Genomic DNA, 19110 nt, shown 5'->3' with positions numbered 1-19110 from the left:
CTTAATTCGTTAATCGGTTATGAGGAGAACGAGGTCTGCCGTTCGACGGCATGGCGCCGGGCGACGATGGCGGCAGTGGTAAAACAGAGTAGCGCGGAACCCAGACCGGTACCCACCCAGAACAGAGCCAACGTGCTGAAATCATACAGCGTTTTGCCGTTCTCAAGGATAGCCGTTTTATCAATAATGATCCCGGTGAGAAACTCGCCCAGGCCGGCGCCGGCGTAGCTGGCGATGCCGATGGTGCCGAGCGCGGCCCCCGCCGCTTTGCGCGAGGAGATATCGACGGCGATCAGCCCGCCGAGGAAGCAGGTCAGAGCGCCAATGGTTGCTCCGAAGATAATCATCGCCAGAATATCAGTGTAATAACTGTGCGGCGACCAGAGCATCAGGGCGAAGCCGGCGGTGTTCAGCAGGCTGATAAACCCGGCCATCACGCTGCGGTTGCGCGGGAAAAAGCGGTCGGAGAGCATGCCGGCGATGATGGTCCCGGCGATGCCGGCGATGGCGTTGACGCCGATAATCCCAGAGGCCTCCAGCGTGGAGTAGGCTTTATCCTGCTCCAGAAAGAAGATCCCCCAGGAGTTGACGGCGTAGCGGTCGATGTACATAAAGGCGGAGGCGAGGGCGAGGGTCCACAGCGCCGGGTTGCGCAGCGCCAGCAGCTGGTTTTTAAACACCGAGCCGCGGGCTTCGGTCTCCTCCTGCGGTTCATCGCGGATGACGTTGATGGACGGGAAGCCGCTGCTCTGCGGCGAATCGTGCATGAACAGCACCAGCAGCACCACGCCGGCGGCGCCGAGCGCGGCGGTGGACAGGTAGCCCATCTGCCAGCCAAACCCGGCGATCACCGCGGCGATCACCATATAGGTGACGGCCTCGCCGATATTATGCGCCGTCGACCAGATGCCATAGAAGGTGCCGCGCTCCTTAACGCCGTACCAGCGCGCCAGCGAGACCGCGCAGGGGCCGACGCCCATCGACTGCGCCCAGCCGTTGATCCCCCAGAAGATGGCCAGCAGCAGGGCGTTGGTGGTCATCCCCATCATCAGGTTCATCCCGGCGCTGAGCAATAAACCGAGGCTCATATAGCGCACCACGTTGGCGTGATCGGCGATAAAGCCGTTGACCAGTTTGCCGATGGCGTAGCTGAAGAACAGGGTGGAGCCGATCATGCCGAGCTCCGTCGGGGTGATCCCCAGCTCCACCAGCGCGCTTTTGGCGACGGTGAACGATAACCGGCAGACGTAAAAGGTGACGTAGGCCAGGGTCATGGCGATAAAGGTTTGCCAGCGCACCCGGCGAAAACGGTGTTCATCAAACGCGGCGCCCGCTTTCGGCGGCGACGCCCGGAAAAAAGCGATAATTCCAGACATAGGTGGTTCTCCGCAGGTCGGAGGCCTGACTGATTGATGTGGTTCGTCCGTGAATGAAGTTATCGTTACTGTGTAGAGTACATAATCAGAAATAGCCTGACCCGTAAGGGTTAATGTAATGGTTGTAGGATCATCTTTTTCAGCTGCGGGTAGAGCGTCTGGCTGGCCAGCAGTAGCGGGTTGCCGCGCTGGATCCCCTCCTGCGCCAGAAAATCGTTGCTGGCGCCGCCCGCTTCGCGCATCAGCACCAGCCCCGGCAGGGCGTCCCACGGGTTCATGTGCGGCTCGTAGTAGCCAATCAACCGGCCTGCCGCCGCCCAGGCGCTCATCAGCGCGCCGGAGCCGTTGCGGATAAACATGCCGCCGTCGCTGAGCAGCGCCTGCAGAAACGGCAGAAAGTCCGCCGGGGTGACGCGATGCGAGGTGCCGACGCCCATCACCCCCTCCCTGACCGTCGTCGCGGGGTGCGGACGGATCGGGGCGTCGTTGAGCCAGGCGCCATGGCCCCGCAGGGCGTGAAACAGCTCGCGATGGTTGGGGTCATAGACCACGCCGATGACCGGTTCGCCGTCGGCGACGATCGCCAGCGACAGGCACCAGGTGTGCAAGCCGTTGAGGAAACAGCTGGTGCCATCGATGGGGTCGACCACCCACAGCACCCGCGCGTCGGACAGGCGGGCGCCGCTCTCTTCGCCGAGAAAGCCATCCTCCGGAAACGCGCTCTGAATGCGCTGTTTCACAAAGGCCTCCACCCGCTTATCGGCCACGCTGACCACATCCTGCAGATCGTCGCCCTTATGGTCGACGGTCAGCGCTTCGCGTTGTTGATAGTATTCAAACGCCAGCTCAGCCCCCGCTTTCGCCAGCTCGCAGGCCAGGCGGTAGCGGGCCTGTAGCGCTTCTGATTCCTGAGATTGCATAGTGACTCCCTATTTTGCACACGTGTGCATTTTGCGTGAAAAAAACAGCCCCGAAGGGCCGAATGAGTGTGGCCGGGTTTCACAGAAGATTCTGTGATCGAACCAGCATAAAATGATTTTTTCATTTCGCACTTTGACGAATAATCAGTTTCACCGGCACTTCGCGATGGCGCGAGGGCAGGCTGAAGCGGGCGATCCGCGTCATCAACAGATCCACCGCGTGGTGGGCCAGCAGGGCGGTATTCTGTTGAACGGTGGTGAGCTGATAGGGGCGCCAGTCCGCCTGCGGGATATCGTCAAAGCCGACGATGGCCGGTAGCGGGGCGGCGGCGGGGGCGTCCCGCAGGCCGTCCAGGGCGCCCAGCGCCAGCATATCGGTGGCGCAGAACAGGGCCTGCACCCCGGGGTTTTCAGCAACTAATTCTCTGGCGGCCTGGTGGCCGGCCTGATAACCGCCGCCGTCGCACAAGCGGCTGGTTACCGTCATGCCCGACGTCTGAGCGATGAAAGCGTCATAACGCTGGCGGGTGCTGAAGTTCTCGCGATTTTCGCCAATAAAGCCAACCTGCCGCCAGCCTCGACGACTGAACAAGCCCGCCACCAGCTTCGCCCCCTGGGCGTTATCGCTGCACACCCGGTCGCAGCCGGCGAGGTCCGCATGACGGTTGATCAGGGTGACGGGGATCTTGCGCGCCAGGTACTCTTCCGCCAGCGACAGCGGCGGCGCGCCGGAGGTGATGATCACGCCGGCGACGTGGTAGCTCAGCAGCTGTTTAAGCGAAGGGGCGAGCTGCTGCGGATCGTCAGCGTTCATCAGCAGCGGCATAAAGCCGTTGAGCGCCAGCTGATGGACCAGCGGCGCCAGCAGTTTGCTGCGAAACGGGTTGTCGAAACCGGCGGTGACGATGCCGATAAAATTACTGCTGCCGGTGATCATCGTCCGGGCGATGATATTCACCTGATAGCCCAGAGCTTCCGCGGCGCTCAGCACCTTCTGCCGGGTCTTCTCCGACACCGAGGCGCCGGGGGTGAAGGTCCGGGAGACCGCCGAGCGCGAGACGCCGGCCAGTCTGGCCACATCCTCGGCCTTAATCCATTTTTTATCGCTCATCGTCGTTTCGCGCCGTCTGTTTTCCAGGAAGCCGACGCCCGGGCGGGCGTCGGTCACGCACACTGCCTGAAAAGGTATCACAGAAAGGCGCCGACGCGCAGCGCCTTGCGCCTTATGCCGGGTAGCGGATGTGCTCCACCTCACGCTGTAAAATCACCTTACCGTGGCGAATGGAGGTTAGCACCCGCGCCTGGCGGCGGACGGCCTCGTAGTCGTTTTCCGCATCGAGGATCAGCAGGTTAGCCGGGCGGCCTTCGGCGAGGCCGTAGTTATCGCCCAGACAGAGCGCCCGGGCGCTGTTGTCGGTGACGAAGTCGAGGCAGCGCTGCAGATCGTCATAGCCGAGCATATGGCAGATGTGCAGTCCGGCATCCAGAATGCGCAGGATATTGCCGTTCCCCAGCGGATACCACGGATCCTGAATCGAGTCCTGAGCAAAGCAGACGTTGATGCCGGCGCGATCCAGCTCCGCCACCCGGGTGACGCCGCGCCGTTTCGGCCAGCTGTCAAACCGGCCCTGCAGATGAATGCTTTCGGTCGGGCAGGAGATAAAGTTGATCCCCGAGGCTTTCAGCAGGCGAAACAGCTTCGAACAGTAGGCGTTGTCATAAGAGCCCATCGCGCAGGTGTGGCTGGCGGTGACCTGCGCCCCCATACCGCGCACCCGGGCCTCTTCCGCCAGCACTTCGAGGAAACGCGACTGCGGATCGTCGATTTCATCGCAGTGGACATCCACCAGGCGGCCATAGCGCTGGGCGAGGTCCATCAAAAACATCACCGAACTGACCCCTTTGTCGCGGGTGTTTTCATAGTGCGGAATACCGCCCACCACGTCGGCGCCCATCTCGATGGCGCGCGTCATCAGCCCCCGACCGTCGGGGTAGGATTCAATCCCCTCCTGCGGAAAGGCGACAATCTGCAGATCGATGAGATCGGCGGCCTCTTTTTTCACCGCCAGCAGCGCCTGCAGGGCCGACAGCGACGGGTCGGTGACATCCACATGGGTCCGGACGTGCTGGACGCCGAAATCGCGCAGCATGCCGATGGTTTTCAGCGCCCGCTGGCGGGTGTCCTCCGGGGTGATGCTCGCTTTGCGCTGGCTCCAGCGGGTGATGCCTTCAAACAGGGTGCCGCTGCGGTTCCACTCCGGCTCGCCCGCGGTGAGGGTGGCGTCAAGATGAATATGCGGCTCGACGAAGGGGGGGATCGCCAGCCGGCCCCGGGCGTCGATATCGCCTGCGTCGGCGGTCTGCATCGCGGTTTGGGCGGTCATGCGCTGAATCAGGCCGTCCTGCAGCTCAAGGGTAAACAGCGCCTCCTGGCGGCGCAGGCGGGCGTTAACAATTTTCATGGTTGGTCCTGTAAATGGTTTTGCGATAAACGCCAGATCACCAGCGCGACCGAGGCGTTGAGATGAAACTGAGGGTGGCTGACCGGGTAGCCGGTCAGTTTTTCAATACGCTGGATGCGCTGATGCAAGGTGTTGCGATGGAGACCCAGCCGGTCGGCGGCCCGCACCACGTTGCCGTTCTCCTGCTGCAGCGTCTCGAGGGTCTCCAGCAGCAGCCACGGCGCTTTACGGCCCGGCTCGATCAGGCAGCCCAGGGTGTCGTGCATAAAATCGTTGAGCAGCGCCGGGTCGCTGACCGCGGACAGCAGTTTGATAAACCCCAGCTGCTGATAGTCGCTGATCCGCTGGGTCGGCCGCAGGGTATCGCAAAGATCCAGTGCCTGTCGCGCCTGCGACAGCGCCCGCGGGTAGCCCTGCAGCTGCCTGACCGGCGCGGAAAGGCCGCAGAGCAGCGACAAACTCTCTTCTCCCTCCGCCAGCGTCTGCAGCCACTGCTGTAGCCACTTTTTCTGCTGAAAGCCTTCCCCCTCCTCATCCGGCAGCAGGAAAAGGAACATATTGCTGCGCTCCAGCAGCGGGAAGGGGTTGCCCTGCTGGTTGAGCTGCAGCTGCAGCTGCTGGCGCACGCTGCGGTGGGCCTGCTGCAGCCAGGCTTCGGCCTGTTCGGGCGGAAACTGGCGAAACAGGCGGGACAGTCCCTCCAGGCGCAGCGCCGCCAGCCGCAGCGGGCGGGTAAAATCGAGCTGCTGGTGGAGGGCGCGCTGGTGGAGCATCTGCAGGTCCGGATAGTCGCCGGTGACCAGCTGCATCAGGATGTCGCGCTGCGACTGCAGGGCGCTTTCGCTGCGGACCAGCGCGGTGCCGACCCGCTCGGTGACAATCACCATCTTCAGCAGGTAGGGCTGCTCGATCAGCGGAATGCCCAGCTCGTCGGCAAGGGCGATCAGCGTGGCGGGAATGGCGTGGATATAGGCCTCGCCGGTGAGGATCACCATCCCGGCGATGCCGCGCTGTTTGCCCTCCATCAGCAGCTGGATCAGGTTGGCTTCATCCCGGGGATGGTTGATGCCAGTGATAAAGACCAGCTCGCCGCCCATGATCCACTCGGCGATATGCTCATTTTCCGCCACGTAGTACCAGCGTACCGCCCGCTGCAGCCCTTGCTTTCCCGCCCGCAGACGCAGGGCGGAGAGTCCCTCAAGGGCCAGCAGTTCGCTGACCGTCAGGCTCATGGCTCCTGCTCCGCGACGGCGGCAGGCTGACGCTTGCTTAGCAGGGTCAGGGCGATATAGACCAGCGCGGAGACGGTGATCCCCACCAGCGGCGCGATCCACGGCGACAGATAAGCCACCACCGCGCCGGCGGCGTAGGCGCCGAGTCCCAGCCAGTTAAAACGCGGCAGGCGGGCGTTCTGCAGCAGGGGATAGCGCCCGCCGCGGGCGAACCAGTAGTCGGCGAGGATCACCCCGCCGATGGGCGGGATAATGCTGCCCAGCAGCACGAGGAACGGGATCAGCATTTCGTACATACCGCCAATGGCCAGCACAATGCCCACCCCGGCGGCGGCGAGGGTCAGCGTGCGGCGACGTTCGCTGCGCAGCAGATGGCAGGCGGCGGCGGAGACGTTATAGATGGTAGGGCCCTGGATAGTCAGTAGATTGAGACACAGCATGATCACCGCGGCCACCGACAGCCCCTGCAGGATCAGCACTTCGACGATATCGGCCTGTTGATAGACGATAGCGCACCAGGCGCCGGCGACGATCATCAGCCCGTTGCCGACGAGGAAGCTGCCCATGCTGGCGAGAATGGCGGTACGGCTGGAGTTGGCCAGCCGGGTCCAGTTTGTCGCCTGGGTGGCGCCGCTGGCGAAGGTGCCAAAGACCATGGTGATGGCCGCCGACCAGGTCATGGCGTCGCCTGGCGCAATGCGGGTCATCGCCTGCCAGCCGCCGGCGTGGCGCAGCGCCAGATACATGGAGACCACCAGCAGCACGAACATCAGCGGCACCGACAGGCGCGACAGCGCGTCCAGCCCCTTGTAGCCCACCAGCGCGGTGACGCAGAACAGAATGCCAAACAGCACCATCAGCGGCAGGGTCAGCGCCTCGGGCAGGGCGAGGATCTTCACCAGCGAGATAGCGACCGTGGCCGTCCCCCACGCGTACCAGCCCAGCTCGGCAAAGCCAAGGATAAAATCGGCCAGCTTGCTGCCGATCTCGCCGAAGCAGAAGCGGCCCATCAGCACCGTATTCAGGCCGCTGCGCGCGGCGATCCAGCCCAGCGATGCGGCATACAGGGCCAGCAAGGCGTTGCCGATGAAGGCTATCCACAGCAGATTGACGATGGAAAAGGAGACGCCGAGTTTACCGCCGGCGAACATCGTGCCGGTGAAAAAGGTAAAGCTGAATAACACCATGGCGATGGAAAATACGCCTTTACGTCCGGCGGCGGGCGCTTCGACGAGGGGAAAATCATTGCTGTTTGACATCCTGGAACCTCTGGCTGGTTAGATGGGCGGTGATAGCCGGAAGTAGCAAGAGATGTGCCAGGAAAAACCGGGCACGGGGAATAGCGCGCGGTGTGCAATATGCACAGTTATTGCAGGATGCAGGGGGAGTAATGCCATTTTAGTGTGCATTCTGCCATGTTTTGCACCAGTCGGGGGCAGAGGAGAGCGGCGACGGTATTCCCGGCGCAGGCGGAGAATTTCAGCCAGCAGAATCCGCCAGCGTTTTGGCGCCAGACAGGAGGGAATCGTAGCGGACTCACCGCGGTTGGTTAAATTGCTGTGAATAAAGGTTATTTAATATGCATTTATGATATAACCATTTGTCTTATGTGTGTTTCCTGAAATATTGTTCCCTCCGGTTAGCGGTGTTAGTATCGGGTAAATAGCCATTTAGACGGCTAAATAAATCATCGCTAACCTAAGGAACTGCTATGTGGCAAGAAAGACTCGCGCAACTGGTTACCACCTGTCATTGGATCGGCGCGAAAGGCTGGGCGCCGGCGACCGGCGGCAATATGTCGGTGCGTCAGGATGACACCTGGTGCTGGCTAAGCGAGTCGGGCCGCGACAAAGGCAGCCTGACGACCGAGGATTTCCTGCAGGTGGAGATCGCCACCAACCAGGCCCCTTCCGGACGGAAACCGTCGGCCGAGACCGGCCTGCACACGCTGGTCTATCGCCTGTTCCCGGAGGCCAACGTGGTGCTGCATGTGCATACCGTCAACGCCACCGTGCTGTCGCGCATCGAAAAAAGCGACACGCTGGCGCTGCAGGGGTATGAGATGCAGAAAACCCTCAGCGGGCAGCACAGCCATCTCGACACCGTTCCGGTCGCCATCTTCGATAACGATCAGGATATTGACGCCCTGGCGGCGCGGATTGCCGATTATGCGCAAACCCGCCCGCTGCGCTACGGCTTTCTGCTGCGCGGACATGGCCTGACCTGCTGGGGGAAAGATATTCAGGAGGCCCGCCGACAACTGGAAGGGCTGGAGTTCCTGTTCGAGTGCGAGCTGATGCGCCGCCGCTACGAGCCCTGAGCCGGAGCAGGTATGGATTTTTATCTTGGTATCGATATCGGCACCTCCCGGGTGAAAGCGGTGCTGTTTGATCAGCATTTCACCGCGCGCGCCAGCGCCGCGGAAAACACCTCCCCCCGCCTGTCGGCCAATGGCTACGCGGAACAGGATATGACCCAGCTGTGGCATTCGGTGCTGGCTATTCTGCGCCAGATTGCCCACCACCCGGCGCTGCAGGCGGGGCGGCTGCGGGCCATCGGCCTCGCCGGGCAAGGGGAGGGAGTCTGGCTCAGCGATGAGCAGGGCGAACCGGTGGGCCCGGGGATCCTGTGGAGCGATACCCGCAGCCACGCGCTGATGAGCGACCTGCTGCGCCGGCCCGGCTTTGACCGGCGCTATTTCGCCGATACCGGCACCCACCTGCAGCCCTGCAATACCAGCCTGCAGCTGTACTGGCTGAAACAGTATCAGCCGGAGCGGCTGGCGGCCGCGCGCTATCTGTTTTTCGCCAAGGACTGGATCCGCTTTCGCCTGACCGGCGTGGCGGCGCTGGAGCTGACGGACGCCAGCAGCTCGTTACTCAATCAGCAGAGCAGCAGCTGGTCCTCGGTGGTGATGAACGAGATGGGGCTGGACGAACTGCTGCCGCTGTTTCCCCCGCTGCTGGCCCCGGATGCTCCGGCCGGCACGCTGAGCGACGCGGTGGCGGCGCTGACCGGGCTGCCCGCCGCGACGCCGGTGGCCGCCGGGGCGCTGGATGTCTGCAGCGCCGCGCTGGGCTGCGGCGCGGTCAACGAAGGGGACATCTACACGATCCTCGGCACCACCTGCTGCACCGGGATCGTCTGCCGCGGCCCGCAGACGGTGAACGAGGCGACGCGCTTTGTCACCCATACCGAAGCCGGACAGGTGATCTCGCTGTTTCCGATGCAGGCCGGTACGCCAAACATTGACTGGCTGCAGCAGCATATTTCGCTGGACGCCGATCTGGGTCGGCTGGAGCAGGCGATCGCGGACGTGGAGCCGGGCAGCGGCGGCGTCTTCTGGCAGCCCTACCTCAATGGCGAACGCGCGCCGTTTTACAGTCCCGACGCGCGGGCCGGCTTTATCGGCATTAGCCCGCACACCACCCGCGCCGAACTGCAGCGCGCGGTGTTTGAAGGCCTGGCCTTCGCCATTGTCGATGCGCTGCAGGGTTATCCGCAGGGCGGCGAGCTGTATCTGACCGGCGGCGGCGCCGCCTCGGCCACCTGGCTGCAGATTATCGCCGACTGTACCGGGCGCACGGTGGTCTCCAGCGCCTTTAACGAACTGAGCGCGCGCGGGGCGGCGATTCTGGCGGCCCGCAGCGTCGCTGCGCTGGCCGAGACGCCTCCGCTGGCGCAGACCCGCTATCAGCCGCGCCCTCAGGCGCATGCCCGCTATGCGGCGCTGTATCCCGTTTATCGCCTGCTGCGCGAGCAGATGCTGCCGGTATGGCAGGCCAGACAGGCCGCTCTTCAACGTCTTTCTCAGGAAGTACAACCATGAAAATCGTTTTTACCGCCGAGCATGCTGGCGACCTTAGCGCCTTCCACCAGCTGGGCGAACTGCTGGTAGAGGGATGGGCGCTGGGCAAACCGAAACTCAGCGCCGGCCAGCTGATTGAGCTGGCCCACGACGCCGAGGTGCTGGTGACCAGCTATGATGAAGTGACGGACGCGGTGATGGCCGCCTGTCCGCGCCTGCAGGTGATCGCCTGTACCCGCGCCAATCCGGTGAATATTGATACCCAGGCCGCGCAGGCGCGCGGCATCCGGGTGCTCTACACCCCGGGGCGCAATGCCGATGCCGCCGCGGAGCTGACGCTTGGCCTGATGCTCAGCCTGGCGCGCCACATTCCGCAATCCCATGCGGCGCTGAAGCGGGGGGAGTTCACGCAGGCTGATAATGCCGCCGCCGCCACCCAGCAGGGCCTGCGGCGCGATGTGGTCTGGGACGTGAGCCCGGAAAGCCCCTATGAAGTGTTTAAGGGCAGTGAACTGCGCAATAAAACGTTGGGGCTGGTGGGCTATGGCAACATTGGCCGCCGGGTGGCGCGTATCGCCCGGGCGTTCGGCATGGCGGTGCGGGTGGTGGATCCGTTCGTCGCCGCAGAGGATATCAATGAGCCAGGGCTACAGAAAACGACCCTCGAGGCGCTGTTCCGCGACGCGGATATCGTCAGCCTGCATCTGAGCAGCGGACCGCACAGCGACGGGCTGGTGAATGCGGCGCTGTTAAACAGCATGAAGCCCGGCGCGCTGCTGATCAATACCTCCCGCGCGGCGGTGGTCGACGAAGCGGCGCTGATTGATGCCCTGCGTCACGGCCCGCTGGGCGGCGCGGCGCTGGACGTGTATCACCGCGAACCGCTGTGGCGCGATCACCCTTTTGTCACCGAGTTCGATAACGTGATTATTACGCCGCATATCGCCGGGGCTACCCGGGAGAGTATCGCCAAACACACGGCGATGATTGCCGCCGATCTTCAGCGCTATGTCGCCGGAGAGCCGCTGCTGTACCAGTGGCGTTAAGCCGCTTGCGCCGCCGCGCCTGCGGCGGCGCGGGTCCAGCGTCAGGGGCGATGGGCCGCCATAAAAGCCCGGGTCTGTTCCCAGTCCACCACCCCGGCATCCGATCCCATCCCGGTCGCCACCAGCGCGGCCACCGCCGAGGCGACGTCGCACGCTGCTTTCACGCTGAGTCCGCGCGCCAGCGCGGCTATAAACCCGCCGCAGTAGCTGTCGCCGCAGCCTGTGGTATCCACCGCCTCGACCGGCCACGGCGCAATATGCTCCAGCGCGCCATCGCGGCCGATAAGCCAGGAGCCGTTCTCGCCGTCTTTCAGAATGCAGGTGCCCACGCCCAGCGCAAAGAAAAAGCGGGCGATGGCCTCCGGCTGCGTCTCCCCGGAGAGAAAGGCGGCTTCCTCCAGGGAAGGCATGAAATAATCCACCGACGGCAGCAGGGGCCGCAGCAGTTCCAGAGTGTGTTCATTCGGGGCGATAAGATCAAAGCTGGTGGTGACCCCGCGCGCTTTGGCCGCCTGCAACAGCCGCGCGCTCTGTCCCTGGTCCATTGCCGCCAGCAGTCCGGTCCCGCCGTGATGCAGGAAGCGACAGTCAAGGACGGCGTCAAATTCCGCCTCACTGACGAACAGGGCGTCAGACGCGCCCCGGCAGTGCAGGGCCGGACGTTCGCCGTTGGGGCGAATCGGCAGGATCGTCGCCGAGGTCTCCTTCAGCGCGGTGCGCTGGATAAGCGAGCAGTCGATGCCCAGCCGGGCATAGCTGGCGAGGATAAAGTCGGCTTTTTCATCTTCGCCCAGGCAGGCCACCGCTGCGGTGCGGATCCCGAGCTTCGCGGCGTTAATATTGGCCCCCGCGGCGGTGCCGGCGGGGTTGAGGCGAATTTGCTCAATAAAGGCGACGCCGCCGCGCGGCGGGATCGCCACCACCGGGCGCCCGGCGATATCCAGAATAGTCAGGCCGACAAACACGGCGTCAAAGGTTGCCATCGTTCTCCCGTTTAGCGATGCGTTTGGCGCAGGCGCGCCTGCCAGAAGGATAGGGCGAGGGCCACCACCAGAATCACGCCGACCAGCGCGTCCTTCACCAGATAATTGAGCCCCATCAGATTCAGACCATTATCAATAATGGCGAGGAACAGCACGCCGCCCAGCGTGCCGGCGATGCTGACCCGTCCCAGACGGTTAAAGGCGGTGCCGATAAACACCGCCGCAATGGCGTCCATCAGATAAGACTGCCCGGCCAGCGGGGTAAATTGCCGCAGGTTGGCGGAGAGGATCACCCCGCCGACGGCGCAGAGGGCCGAGGCGGCCACCAGCACGCCGAGCATGGTCAGGCGATCGCGGATCCCGGCGATGCGCGCCGCTTCGCTGTTCTGACCGATGGCGCGGATATATTTGCCCCACAGGGTACGCTCGGTGACCAGCCAGGCCGCCAGCCACAGCGCCAGCACGATCGCGACCGGCGTGGGGATGCCGCCAAGGTTACCCACCGCCAGGTCGTGATACTCGGGGGCCATCCGCCGATAGGCTATCGCGCCGCCGCCATCGGTATAGATGCGTTCGGCGCTGCTGGCGATAAACCAGGTGCCAAGGGTGGCAAGGAAGGGGCGGATCCGGCAGATGAGGATCAGAAAAGCATTGAGCAGGCCAATCAGCACCCCGCCGAGCAGGGCGCAGCCCACCGCCGCCTGCCACGGCAGATGCCAGGTTTTCAGGGCGACGAGGGCGAAGGCGGCGCCAAAATCGAGCGCGACGCCTACCGACAGGTCAATCGCGCCCGCGCTGACGATCAAGGTCATCGCCATCGCCACAATCAGCAGGATCGCGCTGCCCTGCAGCAGGTTGGTCCAGTTATCCACGGTTAAAAATACCGGATTCGCCCAGCCGAACAGGGCAATGGCCAGCAGGGTGATGACGCCGAATCCGGCCCGCGACAGCCAGGCCAGCGGGCTGCTGACCGTCTGTTCCGCAGGCGCTGGGGTTTTCAGGGTGATTTGGCTCATGCCTCGCCTCCTTTGTGTCTGACCGCCGATGCCGCCAGCACCACCAGGATCAGGCCGCCTTTAATGGCGCCCATCCAGAAGATATTGACCCCCAGCAGGCCGAGCCCGTTAGAGAGGGCGTTAACCAGAATCGCCCCCAGCAGCGCGCCCCAGATGGTGACCACCCGACGACGCGAGAAGGCGGCGCCGATAAAGGTCGCCAGCACGGTTTCCAGCAGCAGCGGCGTGGCCGTTCCGCTGGAGCTGCCGGAGCCCTGGCTGAGCAGCGGCAGAATAGCCAGCCCGGCGGCGATGCCCGCTAACAGCCAGACCAGTAAGGTTAAGCGGCGCACGTTCAGGCCGCTCATCTGCGCCATATCGCGATTGCCGCCCACCGCCTGCACATGCTGGCCGAAGCGGGAGTGATGGAGCAGGAACTGGAACAGGATAAACACCCCCAGCAGATAGACCAGCGGCCAGGGCAGGCCCAGCACGCTGTTATCGCGAAAGGCGACCATCAGCGGATCGCTGACCGCGATGCGCCGCTGGCCGGTCAACAGGTCCGTCAGGCCGGTAAACGCCACCGAAGTCGAGAGGGTGGCCAGCAGCGGCGGCAGGCCGGCCGCCAGCACCAGGAAGCCGTTGATCGCCCCGCAGAGCAGGCAAACCGCCGCCAGCAGCGCCAGCAGCAGGAGATACGGCGTGTGCCATTCGGCCAGCCCAAGGCTGAGCAGCGCGACGCCGAGCACCGCGGTCGCCGGCAGGGAGAGGTCGATGCCGCCGGAGACCACGTCATCTCCGCCAACGGCGATGACGCAGACCAGGCCGAAACAGAGGATCGCCAGCGGAACGCTCTGGACCAGCATCAGGCTGATATTTTGCCAGCTGAGGAAGTAGGGCGACTGCACGCTCAGCCACACCAGCAGCGCCAGAAACAGGATCAGGGGGAATTTTTCAATAAGCGTCGCCAGGCCCGGACGGCTGCGACGCTGGATAGCGGTACTCATGGTGAAGGCTCCTGTCCGCCATTGATCGCCACCAGCAGGGCGTCGAGGGTCAGCCCGCGGGTGGGCAGATTGGCCGCCAGCGCGCCGCGCCAGAGGACGAGGATCCGGTCGCATAGTCCGAGTAATTCGGTGGCGTCGCTGGAGGAGACCAGCACCGCCCGTCCTTGATCGGCCAGCTGGCGCGTACGTTGGTAAATATCGCGGCGGGCGCCGATATCAACCCCAAGGGTGGGTTCATCGAGAATAAACAGCCGGGCATCGGTGCCGAGCCAGCGGGCGAGGATCGCTTTTTGCTGATTGCCGCCGCTCATGTAGCGTACCGGCAGGGCCGGGCGTCCCGGGCGGATCGCCAGCTGCGCTATCCAGTCGCGCGCTTTCTGCTCGGCAAGCCCCCGCCGCTCCCAGCCAAAGGTGGCGGTCTCCGGCAGCGAGGCGAGATTAATGTTGTCAGCGGTGGTGAAAGGCAGGATCAGCCCCTGATGACGGCGGTCACGCGGGACCAGCGCCATTCCGGCGCGGATCGCCTGCTTTGGCGTACGGATACGTCGCGGCTGGCCGTCGAGGTGGATCGTACCGCGCTCCGCCGGGCGTAAGCCGTAGAGTAAGTCAACCAGCACATCGCGCCCGGCGCCGAGCAGGCCGGCGACGCCGACGATCTCCCCCGGGTGAATATCAAAAGAGAGGTCCTGTAGCTGCCGTCCGTCGCTCAGCTGGCGCACCGAGAGTAATGGAGCCGCCCCGTTGTCTGCCGCCGGGCGCTGGCGCGGGGTATACAGCTGGTCGATTTCCCGGCCGACCATCATGGCGATCAGCGCCTCGGTATTCTGCAGCAGGTCGCGGTCCGGGTAGCCGACCACTTCCCCGTTGCGCAGCACGGTGCCGCGGTCGCAGAGGGTGGCTATCTCATTGAGGTAGTGGGAAATATACAGAATGGCAATGCCCTGGTCGCGCAGGCGCAGAATGGCGGAGGAGACCAGACTGGCCTCCTGGGCCTCGAGGGGGGCGGTGGGCTCGTCGAACACCACCAGCCGCGCCGCGCCGTCGATCAGCGCGCGGGCGATTTGCACCAGCTTGCGCTCGGCCAGGCTCAGATCCCGCACCAGGCGTTCGGGGTCGATCGCCAGCTGCCAGTTTTGCTGGAAAAATTGCGCCGTGACGGCCCTCATCCGTCGGCGATCCAGCGCCCCCCAGCGGGTGCGATACTCCTGACCCAGAAACACCGATTCCGCGACGGTAAAGTGCGGGATCAGGTTGAGCTCCTGGTGGATCACGCGGATGCCGGCGGCTTCGATGGCTGCCGGGTTGCCGAGGGGCAGCGGACGGCCGTCGAGGGTCGCGCTGCCGCTGTCGGCCTGATAGACGCCGGCGAGGATTTTGATCAGCGTCGATTTACCGGCGCCGTTCTCGCCAATCAGGCCATGAATTTCCCCCGGATTGAGGCGCAGGGTAACCGCATTAAGCGCCGTTACGCTGGCAAAACGTTTGCCGATCTGGTCCATGACCAGACCCGCGGCGGGGCGCTCCCCGCCAGGGTGTTGATTTATCACTGCAGTTCGCCGTATCCCAACTGTTTATACACCGCTTTCGCTTCCTGCGGACCTTTCACCGGTATGACCGGGATAAAGGTTTGCACCGGCAGTTTCTGACCGGCAAAGTAGCGGGCCACGTTATCGGCGGAGGTCTGGCCGATCAGATGCGGCTGCTGCGCGACGTTAGCCACGAAGGGGCTGCCGGGCTCCGCCATGATCTCCAGTGTCTCCGGGCCGGCATCGATGGCCGTCACTTTCACGTCCTTATCACGACCGGTCTCTTCCAGCGCCTGGACGATGCCGATGGCCGGTTGATCCCAGCAGGCGACATGGATGGCATCCAGTTTGCCTTTCGGATACTGGCTGAGTAATTCGAGGGTTTTCTTCCGCGCGTCTTCCGGCGAGTTGGCGAACTGTTCCGCGAGCTCAGGCTGGATAATATGAATATCCGGATAATCCTTAAGGACATATTTCCACTGATCGTAGCGAATTCCGCAAATACGCAGCGCGCTGGAGAACGCGTTAAATACAGCCACATTACCTTTGCCGCCTAATTCGTCCGCCATGTAACGACCGATGGTGGAGCCCAGAGTGTAGTTATCGGAGGTGGAATTGTTGACCGAATATTGTGAAACATGATCCACGGTGAATACCGGGATGCCGGCATCACGTAATGCTTTAAATTTGGGTTCGACGGCGCTGTCGCCGAGAATACTAATTACCGCGTCCACCTTGCGTGACAGTAAAATATCGTGATTATTGGCTTGAACCTGATTATCCCGGCCGCCATCGACGCCAATGACTTTGCCCCCCAGCTTCTCCACTTCCTCTGTCGCGCCTTTGAAAGCCTCGCGATCCCAGAAATGCTGGGTGCCTACGACGGCAACGCCAATGGTTTTTCCCTGTAAGGAGAGGGCGTCAGCGGCGGTGACGCTCAGCGAGGCAAGGGAAAGCAGTCCCAGTGCGGCAGGCAATAATTTTCTCTTCTGCGACATTGTTATTATGATCCTGTGATGAAGGTGGTTGCGGACCGGTAGCATGACAAGAAGCACCTCGCCACCTCAAATACAAAATAAGTCTAAGTTATGCCGGCAATGTTATATCGCGGAAACGCCAGAGAAAAAGTTTATTTTGTCATGAAGAACCTGAAAATATTTCATGATGCCGGGTAGGCCTTTTTATTTTGTGGTTTTATTTTTGGTTTGTTCTGTGTTTATTTAGCGGATAAAGACAATTTTCTTAATATTATGAGTGCATGGGAAATACGGCCTCTACTGCGAAAAAGAGAAGATTGCGCGGGCTAACGCTTTTTTTAGCAGAGCAATGTCTGGCCGGGTAAGGAATATTACCGCATTTCCCCGCTTTATTTTAACGAACCTTAGGCTGAGAAGAACGCGGGCGCTATGAAGAAACAGCATAATTATACGGTGATGCACTGGGGAACCTGGCAGGTGGAGAGCCGCGAGGGCGAGATCGTGGCGGTTAAGCCGGTGCCCTGGGATAAAAACCCCTCACGCATCGGTCAATCGCTCCCCGACGCGGTGACCAGCCAAACGCGCATTCGCCGCCCGGCGGTGCGCGTCGGCTATCTGCAGCACGGGCCGGCGTCACGAGAAGGGCGAGGCAAGGAGCCCTTTGTCGAAGTCAGCTGGGAGGTGGCCCTGGACCTGATGGCTCGCGAGCTGCGCTCGGTCAAGGCGCGCTGCGGCAATGAGGCGATTTACGGCGGCTCCTACGGCTGGGCCAGCGCCGGGCGCTTTCACCATGCGCAGAGCCAGCTGCACCGTTTTCTTAAGGGCTTTGGCGGGTATACCGCCAGCACCAATACCTATAGCAGCGCTGCGGGCGAGCGCATTCTGCCGCATATTCTCGGGCCGCTGAGCCCGCTGCACCGTCAGCATACCCATTTTTCCGAGCTGGCGCGGGAGTGTCAGCTGTTTGTCGCGATTGGCGGTCTGCCGCTGCGCAATGCCCAGGTCAACGGCGGCGGCGCCAATGACCATATGCTGCCGTACTGGCTGGATAAGATGCAGGCCAACGGCACGCGGTTTATTAATATCAGTCCGGTGCGCAATGACCTCAGCGCGGTGGCCGACGCCGAGTGGCTGGCTATTCGGCCGGGCACCGATACCGCACTGCTGCTGGCGCTGAGCTATGTGCTGATCGCTGAGTCCCTCTACGACCAGCCGTTTGTCGCCAGCCATACCGTCGGGTTTGCCCCCTATCGCGCCTATCTGTTGGGCGAGCATGACGGCGTGGCGAAAAACCCGGCGTGGGCGGCGGCGATAACCGGCCTGGACGCGCAGCGCATCGCCGACCTGGCGCGGGAGATGGCCCGCCACCGGACGATGGTGAATATCTCCTGGTCTATCCAGCGCGCCCGTCAGGGGGAGCAGGCCTACTGGGCGACGGTAGCCCTGACCGCGCTGCTGGGACAGATCGGCACGCCGGGCGGCGGCCTCGGGTTTGGCTATGCCTGTACCAACCTGGCGGGCGCGGTGCGAAAAGCGTTTTCCGGCCCGCGCTTGCCCGCCGGGGAGAATGCGGTGGACAGCGTCATCCCGGTGGCGCGGCTGTCCGATATGCTGCTGCACCCGGGAGAAGCCTATGAGTTCGACGGTCAGCAGCTGCATTATCCCGACATCCGTCTGGTCTACTGGGCGGGAGGCAATGCGTTTCATCATCACCAGGATATTAACCGACTGTGCGAGGCCTGGCGCCGTCCGGAGACGGTGGTGGTGCATGAGCAGTACTGGACCGCGCAGGCCAAATTCTCCGACATCGTTCTGCCGGCTACCACCTCGCTGGAGCGAGAGGATATCGGCAGCGGCGGTCACGACGGGTTTATGATTGCCATGAGCGCGCAGATCCCGCCGGTGGGCGAGGCGCGTGATGATTACGCTATTTTCCTCGATCTTGCCGGGCGGTTGGGCTTCGGAGAACAGTTCAGCGAGGGGCGGGACGCCGGGCAATGGCTGCGCCATCTCTATGAGGAGTCAAGACCGCGGGCGCAGGAGGAGGGCATTGCGCTGCCCCCGTTCGAAGACTTCTGGCAGCAAGGGGTGCTGGAGTACAGCGCGCCGGCGCGGCCGCAGGTCTTTCTCGCCGATTTTCGCGCCGATCCGCAGCGCTATCCGCTTTCCACGCCCTCCGGCAAGATTGAACTCTTTTCCGCTACCGTCGCCGGGTTTGGCTATCGCGAATGCCCTGGCCATCCCTGGTGGGATGAGGAAGAGGCCGCCCGGCAGCGACAGGAGGCGGCGCGCTGGCCGCTTCATCTGCTCTCCAGTCAACCGCGCGCCCGCCTGCACAGTCAGTACGACCACGGCAGCGTCAGCCGGGCGACGAAAATTCAGGGACGTGAGCCGTTGTGGATGCATCCGCAGGATGCGCAGGCAAGAGACATTCGCGAAGGCAGCGTGGTGAAAGTGTATAACGACCGTGGGGCGATTCTGGCGGGCGTGCACCTGAGCGAGCAGATTTTGCCGGGGGTGGTACAGATGTCCACCGGCGCGTGGTATGACCCTCTGGATCCGAATGAAAAAGGATCCCTCGATAAGCACGGTAATCCCAACGTGTTAACCGCGGATCGCGGCAGTTCGCGTCTGGGACAGGGCTGTAGCGCCCAGAGCTGTTGGGTGGAGATCGCCCCGTGGCGAGAGGAACTGCCGCCGATCACCGCCTTTGACCCGCCGAAGTTTATTGCGGTTTAGGTGTCAGGGATCGCCGGCGGCGGGTCGGCTATCCCGGAG

15 protein-coding genes are annotated in these 19110 nt (G+C 63.1%); 4 read left to right on the top strand and 11 right to left on the bottom strand.

Annotation, left to right across the window (positions count from 1 at the left end):
• Positions 1–17: 17 nt before the first annotated feature.
• From ACOI6Z_RS10215 to codB, 6 genes are all read right to left on the bottom strand, one after another.
• Positions 18–1376, bottom strand: coding sequence for an MFS transporter (locus ACOI6Z_RS10215; RefSeq protein ID WP_065812448.1), 1359 nt, complete (start codon positions 1374–1376; stop codon positions 18–20).
• Between the two features lie 110 nt (positions 1377–1486).
• Complete coding sequence (locus tag ACOI6Z_RS10210) at positions 1487–2296, bottom strand: inositol monophosphatase family protein (RefSeq protein ID WP_023288802.1); 810 nt, start codon at positions 2294–2296, stop codon at positions 1487–1489.
• Positions 2297–2417: 121 nt separating this feature from the next.
• Positions 2418–3374, bottom strand: coding sequence for a LacI family DNA-binding transcriptional regulator (locus tag ACOI6Z_RS10205; RefSeq protein WP_420687357.1), 957 nt, complete (start codon positions 3372–3374; stop codon positions 2418–2420).
• A gap of 145 nt (positions 3375–3519) precedes the next feature.
• Complete coding sequence (gene codA, locus ACOI6Z_RS10200) at positions 3520–4758, bottom strand: cytosine deaminase (protein WP_064158176.1); 1239 nt, start codon at positions 4756–4758, stop codon at positions 3520–3522.
• Positions 4755–5990 (bottom strand): PucR family transcriptional regulator, encoded by a 1236-nt coding sequence (locus tag ACOI6Z_RS10195; protein WP_023288805.1) that lies wholly within the window; start codon positions 5988–5990, stop codon positions 4755–4757. Before ACOI6Z_RS10195 ends, codA begins: the two co-directional genes overlap by 4 nt.
• On the bottom strand, positions 5987–7249 hold the full coding sequence (gene codB / locus ACOI6Z_RS10190; RefSeq protein WP_044521587.1) for a cytosine permease: 1263 nt from the start codon (positions 7247–7249) through the stop codon (positions 5987–5989). The genes ACOI6Z_RS10195 and codB overlap by 4 nt, the downstream gene beginning before the upstream one ends.
• 452 nt (positions 7250–7701) lie before the next feature.
• Here codB and ACOI6Z_RS10185 point away from each other — a divergent pair, with 452 nt between their 5' ends.
• The 3 genes from ACOI6Z_RS10185 to ACOI6Z_RS10175 are packed head-to-tail and all read left to right on the top strand — an operon-like array spanning position 7702 to position 10844.
• The gene (locus tag ACOI6Z_RS10185; RefSeq protein WP_008805607.1) at positions 7702–8310 is read left to right on the top strand and encodes a methylthioribulose 1-phosphate dehydratase; all 609 of its coding nucleotides are present in this window, start codon (positions 7702–7704) and stop codon (positions 8308–8310) included.
• Positions 8311–8322: 12 nt separating this feature from the next.
• Entirely contained in the window at positions 8323–9819 is a 1497-nt protein-coding gene (locus ACOI6Z_RS10180; protein WP_065812449.1) for an FGGY-family carbohydrate kinase, read from the top strand.
• Positions 9816–10844: a 2-hydroxyacid dehydrogenase gene (locus tag ACOI6Z_RS10175; protein ID WP_023288808.1), complete on the top strand. Its 1029-nt coding sequence runs from the start codon at positions 9816–9818 to the stop codon at positions 10842–10844. The genes ACOI6Z_RS10180 and ACOI6Z_RS10175 overlap by 4 nt, the downstream gene beginning before the upstream one ends.
• 41 nt (positions 10845–10885) lie before the next feature.
• On the opposite strand, the gene ACOI6Z_RS10170 is transcribed toward ACOI6Z_RS10175, so the two are convergent.
• The 5 genes from ACOI6Z_RS10170 to ACOI6Z_RS10150 are packed head-to-tail and all read right to left on the bottom strand — an operon-like array spanning position 10886 to position 16353.
• A complete protein-coding gene (locus ACOI6Z_RS10170; RefSeq protein ID WP_065804700.1) occupies positions 10886–11827 on the bottom strand; it encodes a carbohydrate kinase family protein in 942 nt (313 codons plus the stop codon).
• Between the two features lie 11 nt (positions 11828–11838).
• On the bottom strand, positions 11839–12843 hold the full coding sequence (locus ACOI6Z_RS10165; protein WP_065812451.1) for an ABC transporter permease: 1005 nt from the start codon (positions 12841–12843) through the stop codon (positions 11839–11841).
• Complete coding sequence (locus tag ACOI6Z_RS10160) at positions 12840–13829, bottom strand: ABC transporter permease (protein WP_049015308.1); 990 nt, start codon at positions 13827–13829, stop codon at positions 12840–12842. The genes ACOI6Z_RS10165 and ACOI6Z_RS10160 overlap by 4 nt, the downstream gene beginning before the upstream one ends.
• On the bottom strand, positions 13826–15328 hold the full coding sequence (locus ACOI6Z_RS10155; protein ID WP_072421914.1) for a sugar ABC transporter ATP-binding protein: 1503 nt from the start codon (positions 15326–15328) through the stop codon (positions 13826–13828). The genes ACOI6Z_RS10160 and ACOI6Z_RS10155 overlap by 4 nt, the downstream gene beginning before the upstream one ends.
• Before the next feature lie 44 nt (positions 15329–15372).
• Complete coding sequence (locus ACOI6Z_RS10150) at positions 15373–16353, bottom strand: sugar ABC transporter substrate-binding protein (protein ID WP_065812452.1); 981 nt, start codon at positions 16351–16353, stop codon at positions 15373–15375.
• Positions 16354–16761: 408 nt separating this feature from the next.
• Here ACOI6Z_RS10150 and ACOI6Z_RS10145 point away from each other — a divergent pair, with 408 nt between their 5' ends.
• A complete protein-coding gene (locus ACOI6Z_RS10145; RefSeq protein WP_420687259.1) occupies positions 16762–19071 on the top strand; it encodes a molybdopterin-dependent oxidoreductase in 2310 nt (769 codons plus the stop codon).
• Positions 19072–19110 lie beyond the last annotated feature (39 nt).

Source organism: Klebsiella sp. C239 (assembly GCF_048822715.1).
GTDB lineage: Bacteria > Pseudomonadota > Gammaproteobacteria > Enterobacterales > Enterobacteriaceae > Klebsiella > Klebsiella quasipneumoniae.
Note: the sequence above shows the minus strand (reverse complement) of the source record. Positions and strands in the feature narration are given on the sequence as shown.

Excerpts from the sequence above, each read along its gene's own strand:
- ACOI6Z_RS10215 (WP_065812448.1), bottom strand. The coding sequence starts at position 1,376 with ATGTCTGGAATTATCGCTTTTTTCCGGGCGTCGCCGCCGAAAGCGGGC.
- ACOI6Z_RS10210 (WP_023288802.1), bottom strand. The coding sequence starts at position 2,296 with ATGCAATCTCAGGAATCAGAAGCGCTACAGGCCCGCTACCGCCTGGCC.
- codA (WP_064158176.1), bottom strand. The coding sequence starts at position 4,758 with ATGAAAATTGTTAACGCCCGCCTGCGCCGCCAGGAGGCGCTGTTTACC.
- ACOI6Z_RS10195 (WP_023288805.1), bottom strand. The coding sequence starts at position 5,990 with ATGAGCCTGACGGTCAGCGAACTGCTGGCCCTTGAGGGACTCTCCGCC.
- codB (WP_044521587.1), bottom strand. The coding sequence starts at position 7,249 with ATGTCAAACAGCAATGATTTTCCCCTCGTCGAAGCGCCCGCCGCCGGA.
- ACOI6Z_RS10185 (WP_008805607.1), top strand. The coding sequence starts at position 7,702 with ATGTGGCAAGAAAGACTCGCGCAACTGGTTACCACCTGTCATTGGATC.
- ACOI6Z_RS10180 (WP_065812449.1), top strand. The coding sequence starts at position 8,323 with ATGGATTTTTATCTTGGTATCGATATCGGCACCTCCCGGGTGAAAGCG.
- ACOI6Z_RS10175 (WP_023288808.1), top strand. The coding sequence starts at position 9,816 with ATGAAAATCGTTTTTACCGCCGAGCATGCTGGCGACCTTAGCGCCTTC.
- ACOI6Z_RS10170 (WP_065804700.1), bottom strand. The coding sequence starts at position 11,827 with ATGGCAACCTTTGACGCCGTGTTTGTCGGCCTGACTATTCTGGATATC.
- ACOI6Z_RS10165 (WP_065812451.1), bottom strand. The coding sequence starts at position 12,843 with ATGAGCCAAATCACCCTGAAAACCCCAGCGCCTGCGGAACAGACGGTC.
- ACOI6Z_RS10160 (WP_049015308.1), bottom strand. The coding sequence starts at position 13,829 with ATGAGTACCGCTATCCAGCGTCGCAGCCGTCCGGGCCTGGCGACGCTT.
- ACOI6Z_RS10155 (WP_072421914.1), bottom strand. The coding sequence starts at position 15,328 with ATGGACCAGATCGGCAAACGTTTTGCCAGCGTAACGGCGCTTAATGCG.
- ACOI6Z_RS10150 (WP_065812452.1), bottom strand. The coding sequence starts at position 16,353 with ATGTCGCAGAAGAGAAAATTATTGCCTGCCGCACTGGGACTGCTTTCC.
- ACOI6Z_RS10145 (WP_420687259.1), top strand. The coding sequence starts at position 16,762 with ATGAAGAAACAGCATAATTATACGGTGATGCACTGGGGAACCTGGCAG.